Origin of the sequence: Paenibacillus lentus (genome assembly GCF_003931855.1) — a bacterium.
Classification (GTDB): Bacteria; Bacillota; Bacilli; order Paenibacillales; family Paenibacillaceae; genus Fontibacillus; species Fontibacillus lentus.
In genome coordinates, this window is record NZ_CP034248.1 from 4,986,339 (window position 1) to 5,004,809 (window position 18,471).

17 protein-coding genes are annotated in these 18,471 nt (G+C 48.6%); all 17 read right to left on the reverse strand.

Annotated elements, in window-relative coordinates:
- Positions 1-127: 127 nt before the first annotated feature.
- Positions 128-1,348 (reverse strand): IS256 family transposase, encoded by a 1,221-nt coding sequence (locus EIM92_RS22465; RefSeq protein ID WP_125084751.1) that lies wholly within the window; start codon positions 1,346-1,348, stop codon positions 128-130.
- Between the two features lie 111 nt (positions 1,349-1,459).
- On the reverse strand, positions 1,460-1,900 hold the full coding sequence (gene imm48, locus EIM92_RS22470) for an Imm48 family immunity protein (RefSeq protein ID WP_164515186.1): 441 nt from the start codon (positions 1,898-1,900) through the stop codon (positions 1,460-1,462).
- 25 nt (positions 1,901-1,925) lie between these two features.
- A complete protein-coding gene (locus tag EIM92_RS22475; RefSeq protein WP_125084753.1) occupies positions 1,926-2,408 on the reverse strand; it encodes a hypothetical protein in 483 nt (160 codons plus the stop codon).
- Between the two features lie 24 nt (positions 2,409-2,432).
- Entirely contained in the window at positions 2,433-5,120 is a 2,688-nt protein-coding gene (locus EIM92_RS22480; RefSeq protein ID WP_125084754.1) for a contractile injection system protein, VgrG/Pvc8 family, read from the reverse strand.
- A gap of 80 nt (positions 5,121-5,200) precedes the next feature.
- Positions 5,201-5,602, reverse strand: a complete 402-nt coding sequence (locus EIM92_RS22485; protein WP_125084755.1) for a DUF4280 domain-containing protein — start codon at positions 5,600-5,602, stop codon at positions 5,201-5,203.
- A gap of 31 nt (positions 5,603-5,633) precedes the next feature.
- Positions 5,634-6,221, reverse strand: coding sequence for an imm11 family protein (locus EIM92_RS22490; protein WP_425464169.1), 588 nt, complete (start codon positions 6,219-6,221; stop codon positions 5,634-5,636).
- A complete protein-coding gene (locus EIM92_RS22495; protein WP_125084757.1) occupies positions 6,175-6,804 on the reverse strand; it encodes a hypothetical protein in 630 nt (209 codons plus the stop codon). Before EIM92_RS22495 ends, EIM92_RS22490 begins: the two co-directional genes overlap by 47 nt.
- Complete coding sequence (locus EIM92_RS22500; protein WP_125084758.1) at positions 6,801-8,213, reverse strand: phage baseplate assembly protein V; 1,413 nt, start codon at positions 8,211-8,213, stop codon at positions 6,801-6,803. Before EIM92_RS22500 ends, EIM92_RS22495 begins: the two co-directional genes overlap by 4 nt.
- Before the next feature lie 2 nt (positions 8,214-8,215).
- Positions 8,216-8,809, reverse strand: coding sequence for a hypothetical protein (locus EIM92_RS22505; RefSeq protein WP_125084759.1), 594 nt, complete (start codon positions 8,807-8,809; stop codon positions 8,216-8,218).
- A 34-nt stretch (positions 8,810-8,843) separates the two neighbouring features.
- A complete protein-coding gene (locus EIM92_RS22510; RefSeq protein ID WP_125084760.1) occupies positions 8,844-9,620 on the reverse strand; it encodes a DNA and RNA helicase in 777 nt (258 codons plus the stop codon).
- Between the two features lie 204 nt (positions 9,621-9,824).
- Positions 9,825-10,370 (reverse strand): hypothetical protein, encoded by a 546-nt coding sequence (locus EIM92_RS22515; protein ID WP_125084761.1) that lies wholly within the window; start codon positions 10,368-10,370, stop codon positions 9,825-9,827.
- 15 nt (positions 10,371-10,385) lie between these two features.
- Entirely contained in the window at positions 10,386-13,034 is a 2,649-nt protein-coding gene (locus EIM92_RS22520; protein ID WP_125084762.1) for an acetate and sugar kinases/Hsc70/actin family protein, read from the reverse strand.
- A 75-nt stretch (positions 13,035-13,109) separates the two neighbouring features.
- Positions 13,110-13,808 (reverse strand): iron-dependent peroxidase, encoded by a 699-nt coding sequence (locus tag EIM92_RS22525; protein WP_125084763.1) that lies wholly within the window; start codon positions 13,806-13,808, stop codon positions 13,110-13,112.
- On the reverse strand, positions 13,799-15,085 hold the full coding sequence (locus EIM92_RS22530) for a normocyte-binding protein (protein WP_125084764.1): 1,287 nt from the start codon (positions 15,083-15,085) through the stop codon (positions 13,799-13,801). The genes EIM92_RS22525 and EIM92_RS22530 overlap by 10 nt, the downstream gene beginning before the upstream one ends.
- The gene (locus EIM92_RS22535) at positions 15,082-16,995 is read right to left on the reverse strand and encodes a PP2C family protein-serine/threonine phosphatase (protein WP_125084765.1); all 1,914 of its coding nucleotides are present in this window, start codon (positions 16,993-16,995) and stop codon (positions 15,082-15,084) included. Before EIM92_RS22535 ends, EIM92_RS22530 begins: the two co-directional genes overlap by 4 nt.
- 44 nt (positions 16,996-17,039) lie before the next feature.
- Positions 17,040-17,924, reverse strand: coding sequence for a PP2C family protein-serine/threonine phosphatase (locus tag EIM92_RS22540; protein WP_125085323.1), 885 nt, complete (start codon positions 17,922-17,924; stop codon positions 17,040-17,042).
- Between the two features lie 15 nt (positions 17,925-17,939).
- Positions 17,940-18,458 (reverse strand): FHA domain-containing protein, encoded by a 519-nt coding sequence (locus EIM92_RS22545; protein WP_125084766.1) that lies wholly within the window; start codon positions 18,456-18,458, stop codon positions 17,940-17,942.
- Between the last annotated feature and the right edge of the window lie 13 nt (positions 18,459-18,471).

Here is an 18,471-nt window from a genome sequence, read left to right on the forward strand (position 1 = left end):
CAATATCCTTAAGTGATCCTCATATTCTTTTTTTGAAAAAGTGTTCATAAACAAGAGTTTAGGGTCTGTCAAGAATTTTGTGTAAACGAATGTAGAGGGTGATGCTTAGAGGGGGACTCCGCCCCCCCTACCTCAAGTGCTGACCCACGCGATCAGGGAAGAAAACCGAAAACTGTAGCAGCATTTGTCCCCAGTTCTGAACACGGCCCGTCCATTTCCGTACAACGTCCATTGTGGATAAATACAGCATTTTAAGGAGAGCCTCGTCGCTCGGAAAGATGCTTTTGCCTTTCGTCACTTTGCGCAGTTGACGGTGATAACTCTCGATCATGTTCGTGGTGTAGATCAACTTGCGAATTTCCGGCGGGTACTTGAAGAATGTAGCGAGCTCGCTCCAGTTGTTGCGCCAAGAACGGACGATCAGAGGATACTTTTTGCCCCACTCCTCCTCAAAGCGATCTAGCTCCACAAGCGCCGCTTCTTCGGTTGCTGCTTTGTAGATCGGCTTCAGATCGGCAGTCACCTTCTTCAAGTCCTTGTAGGACACGTAGCGCGTTGAATTACGGATTTGATGGATGATGCACTTCTGAATCTCTGTAGCGGGATAACAAGCGCTTATCGCTTGCGAGAAACCGGTTAGATTATCGACACACGTAATGAGAATGTCTTGTACGCCGCGGTTTTTTAACTCGTTCAAGACATTGAGCCAGAACTTGGCCGACTCGTTTTCGCCAATCCACATGCCTAGGACGTCTTTATTCCCGTCCAGATCGATGCCGATGACCATGTAAGCCGCCTTGTTGACCATAGCTCCGTCTTGCTTCACTTTGAAATGAATGGCGTCGAGAAAGACAACGGCATATACGCTCTGTAGCGGCCGATTTTGCCATTCCTTAACCATAGGGATAACCTTGTTCGTCACGTTCGAGATCAGTGTCGGGGAGACTTCGATGCCATACAACTGCTGTAGATGATCTTGAATTTCACGCGTGCTGACGCCCTTCGCGTAAAGCGCAATGATCTGTTCCTCAATGCCTGTGACATTGGACTGATGCTTCTTCACCACAAGCGGTTCAAACTCGCCCAAGCGATCACGGGGTACGATTATTTCTTGCTCACCATACTCACTGACGACAGTTTTCTTGCTTTTGCCATTACGGCTGTTTGACGTCGCTTTCGCCGTGATGTCGTGCTTGGCATAGCCTAGATGTGTTTCCATCTCCGCTTCGAGCATCTCCTGGATTGTTTCTGCAAACAGGTTCTTTAATGCGTTTTGAGCATCCTGTGCCGTTACCAGATTATTCTCTTTAATGAAGTCGCGCAACTGTTGTTTCGTCCAAAGTCCCATGTATTCTCCCAACCTTTCTATTAGTTCCATTTTAATAGGTTTTGGAGTTTACACAAACTATTTTACAGACTCCAATTGAAGATGACATCTTAATTCTTAACAACCTTCTGTCTAATCACTTTCACTATTAATAATATCAAGAACCTCTATAATATTTACTCTAAGCTGTGCCTTATCATCATTTAGGTACTGACGGTATCCATCTATCCCTCTGCGAATAATAGAAAACATAACTGGATGATATTCTTCATCCGTTGAGTTAATTAATTCCTGAGTAAAATCCTCTGCTTGATCCTCACTATAATTAAATCTTGCAACTAAAAGACTATGAGTTATAGAGTGTGCTTGCAAAGGGGGGATATCTCTTTCGAAAACAATTCCATTTATGATACCAAAACAAAAAGTTGCAAGTATTTGCCTTTCAAGCTCAGTTGTATCATCAAACTGCTTGTTAAGTAACATAAATATCTCAGATGTAATTTCTGCAACTTTACCTTTTGTATCTTCAATTATTTGTTTTTCTTCTTCACTCAACTCATAAAAATTAGACATAATCATACCTCATTCACCAAAAAGTTTAATATACAATTAACTTTCCATTAGGCCAACTTCCTTTCCATCCACATGGAAAGTTACCTGATTCATATACTTTAAATAACTCCATAAAAAAGGCTGGCTGTCGTTCGTTTCGATAATTATTTTCCATTAATGCACCAATAATATCCCACTTAACATTATTTAGCAAAGATTGCGGAAGTTTGTTATCGTTTAAATAGTTAGTAACATTAGGAACTACTAATTTGTCAATAATGTCTCTACCTTCCTTAGCATACTTGTTCCATTCCTTATATCTTTTAGGATGATTAATTAACAAGTATTCTGACAATTCATTATCCACTTCTTGGGTAATTTGCTCCCAATACTTCCCATCAGATTGTTTTAATGCCTTTTTCCAATTTTCAACAGTGGTATATTCAAAACTTATTTTCGCTTCAGGTAGTTTACCACAATTAGCAAACCAATTTATTTTTGTAATTCTACTGATAAACTGCTCATCCATATGCGTACTCCTTTCACAATCTAATTATTTAAATAAATACTTTTTCAAACTATTCATTGGCCCTGGTATCCTTGGTACTGGCATATCAGCCGTTAATCCAAAAGCTCTTCTTTGTTTTATGGCTTCCCTAACAGCGTAAAATGCATTTTCTTTCGATAACCCTGCATCTTGAAGAGATTGATAAAGAGCTTTTGTATATTCACCACAAGTAGGTTTCTCTTTATACCTAGTACCGCCTTTACGAAATTGAGACCAAAATTCCTCTAATGATTTGTGTGCATTAAAATGCGGGGTTCCTACATCTTTAAAAGCATTTCCTTCTAATTTAATCGCCAATCCTTTATTTTTAGGAATTACACTTCTAAATGCTGCATCTTGATTTAAATGATGAGCCTGTCCTTTTATTGATTTATCTTTTTTAAGCTTACCATATTCATCAACAACTATCTTATCAGGATCAGCAGCCCCTCCTATTTTCTTCTCCGCCTCCTCCTTAATCTCCTTCATAGCCTGTTCAAAATTTATCTGCACTTCAGTTCGTTTAGGAACTTGATCAGGCATCCATTTCTCGAAGAAGCTAACATTTGGCGACGGGATACCATATGCCAGTGCTGGCTGTCTCACCGCAAACATTTGAGCAAATTGACTGCCTGCTTCCGCTAAGTCCTTTAGGCTCTCTTTAAAGCCTTCTTCTACGCTCTTAACTCCTTGTTTTAGCCATGCTGTAGAAGCACCCACTGCATTTTGGACGAGCTCATTTGCTTTCTGGAATCCTTTTTTCCCTGCATTCCCGATACCTTTCAGAACTCTCGCATCGAATAATCCAGCGGTTATGCCACCAATCCCTGCGTCCATGAGTAATGTACCAAAACTAAATCCATTACCCTCCATACTCTGGCGCATAATACTTTCAAAAGTATTCGTTGTTGCGCCGAAGGCCATTTTTCCACCAATGGTCGCCATAGCTCCAAACGGGCCAAAAACAGCTCCGGATACAGCCCCAATGACGGATTCTCTATAGGCCGTCTGCATATAATCCTTCATATCACTGACTTCGCCTCTGATGATATCCGAAACGGCCATACTGGCCACGGCAGCGGTTCCGGCTATTGCAGCCCCGGCAGCCACGGCTCCAATGACAACGGCTCCAGCTCCTAAAGTGGCCACACACAGCACAGCTACCGCCGTGACCGCTGCCACCACAGCCAGTCCCGCCACCACATTCTTAAAGAGCTTGCCCCAGCTAAACTTCTTCTCTTCTTCCTTCGGCGGCGTATAAGTCTGGATCTCATCGTTATACTTCGGATAGCTAGTCCGGTCGGCACCGTCCAGCTTGACCTGGCTTCCGAGTAGGTGATACTCACTTTCAACCGTAAATCCGCTCAGCTTGCTTAATTTCTTGGCCAGGATCATGTTCGGGGTGCGGAATACCACACGTTTCGGAGTGTACAGTGAAATATCCTCACCCGCGTTCATCGTCAGCTTCCGGTGGCTTGTCAGGATGACGCCTGCCGTATCATCAAAACTAATCATGAGCGGCTCTTTGGAACCACTGACCACATTAATCGCTGTCGGCGTAATTTCTAGCTCGCTACCGTGCTCTGTGCCAAAGTATCTGTTATTGGGATCGCCTGTCTTGCTGCAATCCTCTCCGTTCGTCCGGACACAGCCAATGACCTTGGCCTTGCTTCCTGCATCATCTGGAAAGTACAGGCTTGCACTCGTTCCCTTCTGGGGCATCGAATACATGACACTGCCCGTAGGCGGGGCAAAGGGAAACCAATAGGCCGATGCGGGCGACTGCTCCTGATCAATCTCCAAATGCAGCTTAACCTGCTGACCTTGGACATCTAACACCTTCCCGTTCATCGAGACACCGACTAACTTGGAATTATGTATCCGATTTTGACGTATGCCATCTCTTCTCGATAAACGGTAATTATAGATCAGTTGGCCCTGATCCATGGCGGCTTTCATTTCACTAATCACCATCGGTTTATCTCGGAACAGAACCTCATCGCCGATGGCGTAACGTATGCCGCTTTGAATCTCGTATGTAAAAAAATCGGTATGATGCACCGAGGCATATCCTGACTTAGCCTCTTGATACGCTAGTAAATCTTTGCTTGCCGTATACGGCAAATCATCGGGAAGCTGGATGCTATTCCTGTTTGGCACGCCGATGTACATCCGTGGTTTGGCTTCGTAAATATCACTGAACACCACGCTTTGCAAATGACTGGCCATCCGTTTGAGGAACTCCCAGTCCGTCTCGTCATACTGGATGATCGGCTCGCCAATAGGCTCATTTTCACCCACTAGTTGAATTACATCGTACCCGGCATAAGCTTTCAATACGCTTTTGACGAGTTCGCCGTAGGTCATGTTTTTATTTTGGAAGGATCGGCGTCTCTTCTGGGCATCCAGCCGACTTGTGCCGGAAATGACTTCCAGCTCTATACTGTAAATCCCGTTGTGATGCTTGGTTTGTACGTTGGCAATGAGTCCGCTAAAGATCTTGGTTTCCCCGTCAAATACCTGAACCTGGTCATCCGTCGACGCTTTGAGTACGGCGTTAACCTGCTCTTGCTCATCGAGAAGGCCACGAATGAATAATCGCCCATGCTCGTTCGGCTTCCATTCCATTTGAATGTCTTGAACTACCTTGATTCGGTATGGTGATGTTACGCTTATGTTTTCAAAACCTATCATATCTACTAGCCTCCGATCGCATAACTTTTCATGCTGTCCGGTCGCCTCCGCGTATGCTCTTTCATATTTGGCATATCATCCTACTCCTCTTCATGCTGACCACTACTGTTAAAGCGAATCACCCCGCCTAAGGAGCAGTGCAGTTCTGACTCCGTGGTCAGTGCCGATTTCCCTTCTACCTTTGCCTGCTCTTTGGTTTTCTCCCATTTGCTTCCGGCTAACAGAGCTAACAGACATGGCTTCCCCTGGATTTCCTGGCCATCCATCGAGATGAGGTATACCGTCTCGCCACTCTGATTTTCCGGACTGCTGCAGATCCCAAAATTCGAAATATTTACTTCGGGGATACAATCCGATTCGTTCATCATCGGCTTACCATTAACATAGGCCCCGTGGCTATTCGGCAAATTCAGTTTCCGTAAATGTGATCCACAATCGCAAAAAATATTAGCGCCACGTACAACGTACTCATACTTATCCATTCGTTCACGCCCTTCCCCAGCTTTCGTTCCATCACTCCACGAGAACTTTCTTTAAGCTAACCCCGATCATATCTCGGCGGAGTATGCTCTCAGCTACATCTAAGCGGACAATGATTAGAGGTTGCTCGCTTTCCTGCACGCGGAAAATTCGTTTCTTCGCCACCTTCTCCCCTTGAAGCACCAGCTTCTTAATGACGCTTCGATCCGCATTAAACTCACTGCTTGGACTTAGAGCTTCGACTTCCTCAAAAAAAGGTAGGAAGTAAAGACTTTGCTTCTTATTAAATTGATCCATCAGAGGAATATGCTTAAAAATACATTCCGGCTCGTACATGGCGATCAATTTCTTCAACTTCTCGGACATCAAGTAAAGCTGATTGCTTAATAGATCCAAGTACTCTGTATCGGTAGATGCCTTAACCTGAAAAATCGTCGTATCTGCAATTTGATGAGAACGTAAGCGATTCATATGCCGAATATCGATTTTTTGCCGAATATTTTGTAAGACTGGCGTGTCGGTATAGCGTTCATCCTGCTGCATCACAAAGTAATCCATGACATCCCTCCTCCGTTCACTGCTCGGCCATGATTTCTTCTGGTTCGGCTTCCGGCTGGCCATAGAGCAGCTCACTGCGATCCCGGTATTCCCCGGCCAAAATGCAAATATTCGGTTTCTTGACCAGTTGGTTGTAGCCCTCGCACTCTAAAATAGAAGGAATCATACTTCTCATAAACTCGATAGTGAACAAATGATATCTTATGGCTTCAATTTGCAAGATTCGTTCAATATCCATCGTTGATATTTTCCGGGCATAGCTTGTTTTTACAGCTTCCAACTCCCGCATTCTCTGAAATAAAGGATCGAAAATAAAATCGGCCTGCCAGTGAGATGAACACTCTACGGGATCAAGAAACCAGCGCTCATCATGAATATCGATGCGATAACTAGCTTTATGCTCCATTAAGCTTGTCCGCAGCAAAGAGAGATAAATATATTGAATATCTCCCTTCACCCCTGCTTCTTGAAGCTCGGCCGCCTTTTTACACGCTGTATCCACAGATCTCACAAATTCCGCTATCGTAGTATCTTGATTCTGGATATAGCTCTCAGAAATGATATCCAAGTCGCCCTGCCAGCGATCAAACACATGATGTTCCAAAAAATGACCCAACGCCTCTTCACGACTCATGACAGAACTCATTCGATATTCACCCTGCCCCCGCTAAGCGTTACCTCATCTTCCACTTTAAGCGAAGCATTCCCTTGCACGAATTCAATGCCTGACTCCCCTTGGATAAGAATCTTGGCACCGCCGTTAATTTCGATATCCTCCATGGCCGACAGGGAAATCTTCTTGTCGCTGTTAATTTCGATCCCCCCATCGTCGGTGAGTTTCATCAGCAATTGGCCACCGCCAATAATTTCAACCGCTCCGGGTTTAAACACAATTTCTTTGCCATATTTGGTACTGATGCTCTTCACTGACGGGTCGCTTCGTTTCTCTGGATTAGAAGAGTCAGTATCTACCGAGCTCGCGGCAAAAGCGTTTTTCTCTTGTTCATCCGGAAAATAAAGCCGCACCTCATCCCCTTTTTCCGGCATGCAGTACCAGCCGCTCCCATCCGGGGATGAATAAACCGTGGAATAAGGAAACCACATGGCTTCATTCACAGGCTGATCCTGATCAATATGCAGCTTCACCCTGACCTTATCCTTTGCCACATCAAGGATCGTTCCAAATAACGATGTTCCCGCTAGTGCATAAGGATATTCCGTTCGGCAGCGCAGCCCTTTGGCATCCTTTAGGTCATACAAGCTGCTCAGTATACCGTTCTCCAGCTTCGTCTCCACGTGGCTGACATACAATGTCCGCTTCTGGAAGGTAACCGCCTGGCCCAACTCGAACACCTTGTGGCTTGTAACCGTGTAACTAATGCTATTTTGCTCTGAAATATCCTTGACACCGTTCTCGGACTTCAGCTTGTAATCTCTTAAATCTTTATTGATGGCGTAGTTGTATTCATCTAACTTTTGGGGATGAACAGCGTCTGGCAATCCAACATACAGCTTGATCCCAGTTCGAGAGCTAACAGGAATAAGAGGAGCGTGGAAATGCGAAGCTAATCTCCTCATAAACGCCCAGTCGGTTTCTTGATATTGAACCAACAATCCACCCGTTTTTTCGCCTAGCGATGCTTCGTCAATGACATCGGAATCAGGATAGTTGGCTATAATCCGATGAAACAAACTTTTATAAGATAGCTCTTTGTTTTGGATCGATCCAGTTTCCTTGCGAATGTCCATAAGGATGGATAAGCTATGGGCTTCAATGGCAATGCTTCTTACGCCACGCGCAGCTTGTACGGAGATATTCGTAATTACACCGTGAAACAGGGGGATTACCTTCTCCTGATCCTGAACCGCAACCCGAATAGTGTCGCTCGCATTGGCTTGTTCAATATACTTATCCTGCATATCTTCAGAAATAATGCCGCTAATAATTAGCTTGGCATGTTCGTTCACCTGTTTTTCAATGATGAGTTCCGTAATTCTCTCGAACTTATAATTCGAAACTATAATATCTGCAGACGTATAGATGACCTCGCTCATGCTTACTCCCCTCCCTCTTCTTCAATATGGACAGTGAGGCTGCGAATGCATTGATAAGCCACATCTCTCCAATCCAGATAATCCTCATACCGGCAGCAGAAGGTTCCCATGAGGACTTTTCCTTCAAATTCGAGGAAATACATGATGTTAAATAAGGCTCCGTCGATCACCATATTTTTGAATTCAAAGTATCCGAACGTTTTCTCGTTTACAGTCTCTACTCCGCTTTCGTAGAAAACATGGGAGGGGTTCGATTTTTGAATCATCGTTTTCATGCCAGCAGACAGTTCCGCTACCATTTCATCCTTTAACTCATGATCTATTCGGTTGAGCGTGAAATTAATGGCTCCCGACTCATCGCTCCTAATGATTTCAGGCCGTTGTTCATAGGGATACTTAATAGAACGAATCTCCTTAGGCATCTCTTCAAAGTCAGCAGGAAGGTAGAGAGAGACTTTGTCCTCATAGAAAGACTGCATAGTAAATTCATAGTACCGGTTCCCTATTTTCACCGGCCCATCCGTAATCGAACGGGATACCATTGATTGCTCTGCTTCATTAAGGATCTGCGTAATCTTTTCATCCATAAACGACATCACTTTTCCTCCTCCTTTTTGGGTAAATCCATCCCTAATCCACAATCACCCGCTGGCTGCCGCCCGGGGTCATGCCGAGCCTGCCGCCACCGCCGCCGCGGACACCGTCCAGGATGCGGCTCAAATACTTGTGGATCTCCACATTCGTGTACTCCCTAATACTCATACCGAGACGGCTCGTCATATAGTGCAAAATGACGTCCCGAGCGAGGGTTCCCTCGTTCATGCACATCATCGCAAACATGAAGTCCTGGGGATCGCCGCTTCCCTTGCGCGTCATTTCCTCTGCGAAGCAGCGGAGGACGACCGGGGACAAGGTGCTTTTGCCGTAAGCCGCGTAGCGGACATGCAGGACATTCACGGTATTAAATTCAGTCGCCAGATCCCGGAAGCCCTGGTAGTCCTGGCGCAGCCGCGCGCCTTCCTTGAGCTTGAAGCGGCATAATTCCAGTTCGGAATCAGCCACCTCCAGCTGCTCATCGATCACAATCTCGCTGCGGAACGTCCGCCAATCGCTGTCCTCGTCACCAGCATGGAAACGAACTTTTAGCGCAGCCTCCCGCCCCGTGGCGCGGTACTTGATGCTCACAGCATCTTTTAGCAAATATAGTCGCCCTTGATGCTTGACGATGCCGGGATGCACGATGAGAGAATCTGCTCCGACCTCAACATGGGCACCCGAAATAATGCCGTCCGTATATTCGTGATAGTAGACATCCACAAATTCGCGGGGGAAATCCCGCAGATTTTCCAGCATCCCCGTCTTTAGAATCCGGCCCTTCTCAAACTTTGGTGCGATATGGTTAAACATTGCCTTCCCTCCTTCCGACTGTGACTTTGAGCAATTTAGAGTGCCGTCATCCCACCACGAATCGGTCAACCGTCCAAGCAAAATACCTTCTCCACAGCACGTCGGACATCCGACTTTTCCCCTTCTTGTCCATCCAACCTGTCGCTATATTAGCGGCGAAGTCTACTAACTAAGCACGCTGCTTCAGCCGCCCTTCATTCATTCCTAGCTTAGCTGCTGCAACTGCGTTCTCTTCTCCTCTAAAGCTTTAAGAGCCCCGACGCAGTGTTCTTCCCCCAATTCTTTGCATAAATGCTGAATAAACTCGGCACTTCCTATGGCTCCGTCAGGAACACGGACTACCCCCTGGTTACTGCGCAACACGAATTGACCGCCAAAAAAACGGGAATGCTCTACGCTCGTTATATTGTGATAATGGATCGTTTTCGTTCCGTACCAGTGTCTAACTGCCACAAAAGATTCCATCGCTGAAGCTTTATAGCTCAAACACTCCAGCCACATAAAAAGAGATAGAAGGCTGATCCCCAGTACTACGTTTCTATAAATAACTTCTTCGCCAGGCTGCTCAAACATATTTTCAGTGAATAGAAAATAGAGTAATACTCCTCCAGCCAAGCAGCCTACGATACTCATCAAGCTCCAGAAGCCCGGTCTTCGCAAAATCATCTCGCCTGCCAACCCACGTTTTGCCGGAAGAAATGTCGTTCTAATCAATTTCCTGCCGAGCAATCTTCCAAGTAATAATTTCATTTATTCGTCTTCCCCCTACTTCGTCCCGTCAAAAAAGTCCAGCTCGGAGCGTTCGCTCTCAAACGAATACAGCTCCTTGCGGCCCAGCAGCAGTCCCTCGTCCTGACGAGCGATCGGCAGGACGTAGAAGCCCCATTGGTCGTCGTCGGCAAAGACGAAATACTTCGTCTCTCCATTCACGATAGAGTCGGTGTCGTCCTGCGGAATTCTGTCGCCGTAAACGGCTTGGATGTCCTCGAAGTTCACCGGCTTATATTCCGCCGTCCGGTTCTGGTACACATAGCTGTGGCGCAGACCGCCGTCCGCTCCGCGCAGCAGGAACTCGATCTCCTGCGTATGATACGGCCGCGAAATGAAGCCGAGCACCCGGTTGGTTCGCTCCAGGCTGGAGATGAGCTCCAGCTCGCGGCGATCATGGGTATAGGCGCTGACCGAATACGGGATGACGGCCGCATGATTCGTGATGCTCGTCTCGATCACGCCCGCCTTCCGGGCGTTCAAATAGCGAATCGCTCCGCGCAGGCAGGCCAGCTTCAGTTCGGGAACCCGGCCCATGGTCGGCTTTTGCCGGAACTCAATGCTCCGTCCCGGAACGAACTCCTTCAGCGCCTCGCGGAACACCTCGATGCGGCAGGATTGCCCGGTCAGCTTAATAATCGAATACTCGCTTAGCACGCCATCCTTGTAGAATCCATCCAGAAATTTGCGCAATACCTCGTAAATATCCCCTTTAATCAGCTGGGTAATTTCCTTGATATTGAACACTACATTCGGGATTTCATATTCATCCTTCAACTCGCCGCCCCGCGATACCGACAGGAACCAGCGCTCCATCGTCGTAATCTGCAAATCGTTATCCCGGCTGTTGTCCTCCTCAGCGTCGAAGCGGTTACGTAGAATGCCGGTCTTGCGGAAGAACTGCTGCTTCATCCCTTCGGCAATTTCCCATAGAAAATGAAAGTTACCGCGCACCCGATAGTACTCGTCTCGCGAGCGGTTCTCATACGTCGCATAAGCGGTCGGAATAATCGCCTCTGCCTCCTGATAACGGCGCTCCAGCTCGGTATACACCGCATCCACGCCGTTCTCGTCCACTTCACGGAATAAATCGTTCGCCGGAATATCGATCAGATCATCGATATCCGTCACTCTCCGCCGCCCGTTTGTGTAATAATCGGCGAATACGATTTTCATAAACTGCATAATGCGATAGGTAATGTTATTGCCGCCAAAATGGGTGTCCCCGTTCTCATACGTGGTGTCCATGGTGATGCGATAGGACATATGCCCGTCCTCGACCCGGAAGCGACAGGATGACAAATCCGTCGTCCCACCCCCGCAGTCGATGACAAGCGCTTTATACTCCTCGCCCTCAATGAACAAATTACGTTCAAGGCCGTCGGCAATCGTGTTGTAAAGCACCGCCATCCCCTCATCCAGCGCCTCATCCTGCTCAATTTTGTAATCCTCTAAAATAGTAGAGAACATCTGAAGAAACGGCGCCTTCATCTTGACCGGGCTGGTGAAATGCAGCTTCTTGAACTTGCACTTGAATTGATGCTCCGCCATCTGGATGACGTATTCCAAATACGCCCGGATAATATCCTTCCGCAGAACGGTAGCTGTATTTCCTTCGCTGTCCATGATCTCGATCGGCTTGTCATAGCTGTTCACCCAGCGCTTCAGCCCCTGAAATACAGAAGCCCGGCTACTGTAGCTGCTGCGCCGGATATTCAATAGCGCCTCATGACCGAACTGGTATTTCACATGGGATGGATCGGAGCAGTCCGCGACACTGACCGCCGTAGGCAGTGCTTCAATCCACTCCGGCTTTCGATAGGTTGGATCGGGAAACCTCACAAAATTCACTTCATTAGAGCGAATATGACCGTTCAACACCTCGAGGCTGCTCGGAGACTGCGCGTATCCGTTGTACAAAAAAGCGCCAGCCGTCGTATTGGAAGTCCCGAAATCGATCGCCAGCACAGCATCCGTCGGCTGAAGCTCTCGTATTTCCAGCTCAGCCAGCGGAATTTTGTAATATTGAATTTGAATCGGAGGCAACGCCTGGCTCTCATAATACGCTTTATATACATATTCCGAGTCACGCTTCCGGAGGAATAGCAGGCTGTACTGGCGGTTGGACGTCCGCTGCCATTCCATGCTGCTGTCCGCCGCCAAATAAAAGCTGCCCGCCGAACCTTCCTCCTTGCGCAAATTAAGAATGCCGCAAAGCTCCATTCGGTCGTTGACGAGCAGCACATTGGACTCCGCGAACATCGCTGGAGCCTTTACCATATAGCCATCGCTCTTGTCGATGGCGATGTCGGGATAAATCACGATACGGGCCGGAACACTGATGCCCCCGTCCCCTTGCAGCGATGCCTGCATATATTTGCGCATCACCGTCTTCACGCGCTCGAAGCCGCCTTCGCAGTAGGGACCGATAAACATCTCTTCATCCGCGCCCAAATATTTCAGAATAACGCGAATCATCTCTTCCCGATCCAGCCGATGGCTAAGCCCCTCCACAAGCCGTTCCCGGTAGCAAATATTCCGCAGTTGGAAGGTTGTCATCTCTGTCAGCTCATCCCGTGTATATCGAACCTTCCCGCGCACCCGCTGTTGGCTGGTGGAATCCGTGTACAGTTTATAACCCTTCATGCTTGATAAATTCCTCCTCCAAAATGGTTAGGGGCAAAAAATACTTATTCAAAAAACAATTTTCAGCGCTCCACTCTAATAGAGGGCGATTCGGTCCTGGACCATCGTATCCTCAGCATCGATAATCCCCACATGACAATCCCAGTACACCTCGGTACGATAGCGAACCGGGAGGAACAGCTCCATCAGCAGCTCCAGCTTCCGGCGAGCGAGTTCCGTCTTCCGCTGACCGATATAGAACAGCATCTCATCCTTCTCCTCGTTGTTGACATAAATCGTCGAGTAACGAAAAATCCGGCTCACCGTGCTGCGAAGCAGGTTCAACGTCTCCCCGGTGTCATACATGCGCAGGATGGCACAGGCAATCCATTCCCGCTCATCCCGCTCAAACAGACCGATTCGCTCCTTGACCCGCTCGCCGAACGCCCCGGCTTCCAGATCCCGCAGAACGAAGCGAATATGATATTCCCGTTTATTCATCCCCTGCATGAAGTCCAGCTCCGCCAGGAAATGAATCAGAATATCGAACAGCGTGTGTCGGAACTCCTCGTCCTCCGTCAAGTTAATATCAAGGAGGTCGCGAAACACATCAAAAAAGCGATAGAACGGGTTGACTTCAACCTCCACCTGTTCGCCCGCCGCCGCATTCAAATCCTCTAAGCTAAGCTCCATATAGGGCGAATACACCTTTGCTGGAATAAAGGTAATATCCCGCTTGTCGATCCCGGCTTCCTTCGCATGAACGAGCAAATCCCAAATGTAATTCAAGCCCATTCTCCTTCACAGCGATATTCCGGGAACGACATCTGAACCTGGGACACCAGGAAGCTCATCATATCCTCGGCTAAATACCCCAGGTCCTTCCCGGTTTCCCGGTAACTGAATTTCAGGCACATTCGCCATTTGCCGTTATCCACCCGAACTTCATCCGTAATGAACCGGTTCAGCTCATAGGTCATCGCCGGATTAGCCGACGGGGGCCGTATTTCCATATCCACGAGCTCCAGCCATTCCGATACCGCAAAGGAGTGAATGATCCGCACGATCTCCCCTTTGGAACGAACGACCTGTCCCTGGCTCCGGCCATAATTGCTAATGAAATCGTCCCGCTGCCGGTTCGACATCAAGGGATAGCTCAGCTTGCCTATGCCTGTGCTCACCGGCTCCACCACCATCAATACCTGCCAGGAATCTGATTTATCACGCGTCGATACAACGGTCAATTCCTCCGGCGAACGCTTGATGTAACGAATGCTGTCATCGGTCGTATCGACCAGATATCCATGCTGCAATCCGCTTTTGGCCAGCGGAAGCGCATGCTCGAAATTCACACGGTCATCCGCCGGAACCGGGAATCCTCCCGTCTTCAGTTCCAGACGCTGAATGTTCCAGAGCGGCACCAAATCCGTTCTTTTATAGGCCTCATATTCCTCCAGCTGAACAGTAATCTCCTGCACTTCCTCTTCTTCCGCCAGCTGCACTTCTCCCCCAATCAGTACGGCATTTACGAACTTGTATGCATAGGGATGATTGATCGTTTTCCAAGGCAGGCCATTGCTTAAAAAAATATGATACAATTTCTCAATTTCTCGTATGTATGCTGTGTTCCGCTCCAGCCTGACTTGAATGGCATGACGGCCTCGGTTCGTAATCAGTTCCCCGCAAAATGTGCGGTTGCTGTAAAGCAGCTCCTGGATCATGGGATAAGGACACTCCAAAAATAAAGAGAACAGCGGCAGCTTCTCCCCCTCATTCAGCCGGGCTACCACATCCTGCAGATTGACCCTGAGCGGCTCCGTGTCTTCAGGCATCATCGGGAACAAGTACTCATGCAGCGGATCCCATTCCTCACGGCGGCACATGCCGACATATACGTCGTATTTGCTATCCTGATTGCCGACCTCCTCGAATACCCGTCGTTCAATCTGGCGATTCAGCTCCTCCTGGTATTCCACAAGACCGAGAAACACACTGCTCATCAGGCTGCGAAGCACCCGCCGCTGCTGCAAGTCCTCCATTTTACTCAGCCGATCCATCACGATATCCTTCATGATTCCCCACCTCCGTCTGACGCATCTGACCGTTCCTGACTGTTGTTCATCGTATTTTCAGAGCCTGATCCCGTCTCCTCAGCCCCCGTAGCGGGGCCTGCGGTGCCTTGATTCGCCGAGCTTTGACTTTGCCCCGATGCTGATCCAGCATTCGCATTCGCCGGGGAACTGCCTGACGAACCTTGATTGCCACCACCTGTATAACCAGAAGCTCCATTACCGCCCGCTCCCGAAGCTCCGCTCCAATCGGAACCTCCACCGGAATTGCGCGATCCGCTGCTTCCGTAGGCTCCCTGGCCCTGCGTCTGCGCCCCAGACACTCCTGAACCAGCACTCACACCCGCGGAATCCGCTTGACCTGACGCTGGCACGATCGGATTACGCTTCTCATCGGCCTTAGCAATTTTCCGCTCCATAGCCAGCACCCGCTCTAGCTTGTCAATCTCTTGATAGATTTCCTGAGCCAGTTTATACGCCTCGATGGCACCGTTATAATCCAGCACAGCTAGCGCACGGTCGCCTTTCTTCTCCAAATTGTCGGCCTGTAGCGTCTTCGTCTCCCGATGGATGTTGTCGATTTTATTCTCAGTCTCTTCCATTTTCGTCTCCAGCTGCTTCTGGCCGCCTGGATAATTCGCTTCAATCGCTGCCCGGTAAGCCTTCTTGTACGTCTCCAACGCACGGTTGTAATCCTGGTTCTGGAATTGGAGATCCCCTTCCTTGATGACCTCCGTCAGCTTCGCGATCGCTGCGCTGCGCTCGATCCGCGCCTCAATGTCCTCCACCTTGAACGGCTTATACTTATCTGCCTCTCCGAGCGCCTTCGTATAGCTATCCACCGCCATATCGAAGCTACCGTCCTTCACGTATTCATCGCCATCCGTCACCGCTTGAGCGACACGCTGCTTGTTCCGAAGCAACTGGAAATGCAGCTTGTCCTTCAGCTTGCTCGCCGCGTTCTTCGCTTCGCTATATGCCTTGAGCGCCTTTGGATAATCACCCGCGGTAGCATACTCATCGCCTTCCTGCTCATACTCGGTCATTTGCATGACCGTATCAGCAAGTTTGGCCGCTTGCCTCGCTTTCGCATACCAAATGCCGCCTCCGGCAATCGCCATCGTTAGCAGTATGATCGCTATGCGCATGATCCATTTCTTGCGGTTCTTCGGCTTCTCCGCAAACGTCTTATTCACATAAATCGCAGCCGCCGTATAATTATTTACCGTCTGTCGCTGCTTGCTGAGAACGATGTCCTCCAGCGTATCTGTCAAGCTGTCGGGATCACTCGATTCCGCTAGTGCATCGAGCATTTCCGGCAGCTCGACCTCTTCCCAAATCCCCGGTGTGCAGAGGAGAAGCACATCCCCATCCGAGAGCGGGGTTTTCTCCGATATATAAGGCTCGAACCGATCTGGCCGGCCCATGTAACTCAATAAATTACCGCGTTCCTCATGGTTGGACAGCCCATCCTCGGACACTCTGCCATCCTCCAGCAGCAGCTGCGCCAAACTCTGATCCTTCGAGCGCAAATTTAATCGCCCGCCGCGGAATTGATACAACCGCGCATTACCGCAGCTCGCCCACACCATTTTAGTATAATTCGTCACAACAACGAGCACGCTGGCCTTTAGCCGGACTCTGCGGCTTTCGAATTTCAACCATTCGTGAGCCGCCTCTAAATCCTGGCGAATCTTTCTCCGGGATAAAGAAGGTTTTTCCATAAAACTCTCCAGGATGACGCTGACCGCCATCTTTGCGCTGTGTACCTCTCGATCTGTATCGAGACCGTCCGCAATGACGTAGCAAGCCATGTCCTCAAGCTCCACGAAGGCAAAATAATCTCTGTTGTCAATAAACGAACCCGCTTCGGAGACAAATGCAGTCTTGAAATCGCTGTTCTCCTTTCTCATGTATACCTCCGTTTCCCCCGTCCTGCTGCGAGAATAATGATGTATTAGTCCATTTGCAAAATAATGACCGTCGCGTTGTCCTGGTGCTTATAGCTCTTGCGCTCAATCAAGCTGATCATCTCTTCCGCAGCATCCTGCGGAGGCAAGCCCTGCATCAAAATCTGCTCCATCTCCACCTCGGTCAGTGCATCGTAAACCCCGTCACTGCACAGAATGATCGTGTCATTCGCTTGCAAGGATACCGGGTCGCCAACCTCCATACTTTTAAAACCGCCATATCCCAAATAGTTGACCAGTTGGTTGCGATTCGGATTCTCCTTAGCTTCTTCCTTGCTGATTTCACCGGATAAATACTTCTCTTCCAGCACGGTCTCCAGCGTATGCTTAGAATTGATTGGAATAAATTCGCCGTCTCTAAACAGAATGATCATGCTGTCTCCAACCGCCCCCCAATGCAACAATCCGCCAGACACAATACCGACGACGAGGGTCGTTCCTCCAGTTGCACCACCCAGCTGCTCCATAATGGCCCGGTTGCTAATCAAGGCTGCTTTGTGAAAATACTCGGGGATATCCGCCGGATCATCCACCTTCAAATACTCTCTCGAGAACATCGTCACGGCCAGCGTACTGGCCATCCTTCCATGCGACAACCCGCTAATGCCGTCGGCAATCGCAGCCATCGTACCGATTCGCGTCGTCGAGCTGGAGAAATAATCATCCTGCTCATCCCGCCTGCCGATCGTCTGAGCATTGCCGATTTTGACTGTTTCAATGATGTCTGGAATATACATGGGTTCGGTATCCTCGGGCGTCATGTCTACAGCGTGGCTGGTACGCAGCTTTTGCCGCATAACAAGCAATACGGCGACTACGATCAGCGCAGCCGCAACGATTCCGTATGATTCGAAAAAACTCCAATCCTCCATCATTACCATCCGTTCTTAACTGTTATCCCACTCAAAATGTGGTCCGCATAAAGGCACAAATACAAACTTGCTGCGCCCAAGCTGGATTAAATCATAGGCGTTAAGCTCTGCCGGCGTATATACCGCTTCGTTGTTATGATAGGCCAGTCCTGAGGCATCGCCCGGCAGCAAATAAAAATTGCGTTTCTTTGGATCGTAGACGATGACGGCATGATTGCGTCTGGACACCGCGTTATCCCCGATAATCCGGATCTGCATTTCCTCCGCGCGGCCGATAAAGTTTTTCTCAGCCAGAATACGATAATCCTGTCCCATCTGCGGGCCCTCGACACATACGAGCCAGCCGGTGACTGGTTGAATGCCCGTTGTCTCCCCCAGATATGGCATCGTCTTCTCTTCCATGTCCTCCGCGACCTGGGGTCTGCGTGATTCGTTCCGCGAAGGCTGCTCTAGCGTCGTGTTGCAATATGGACAAGTGTTGCCGTGCTTTCTCGTACTGAACATGTGCCCATTCAGACATCTCGTCAAGCTCATCTTCGATTCATTC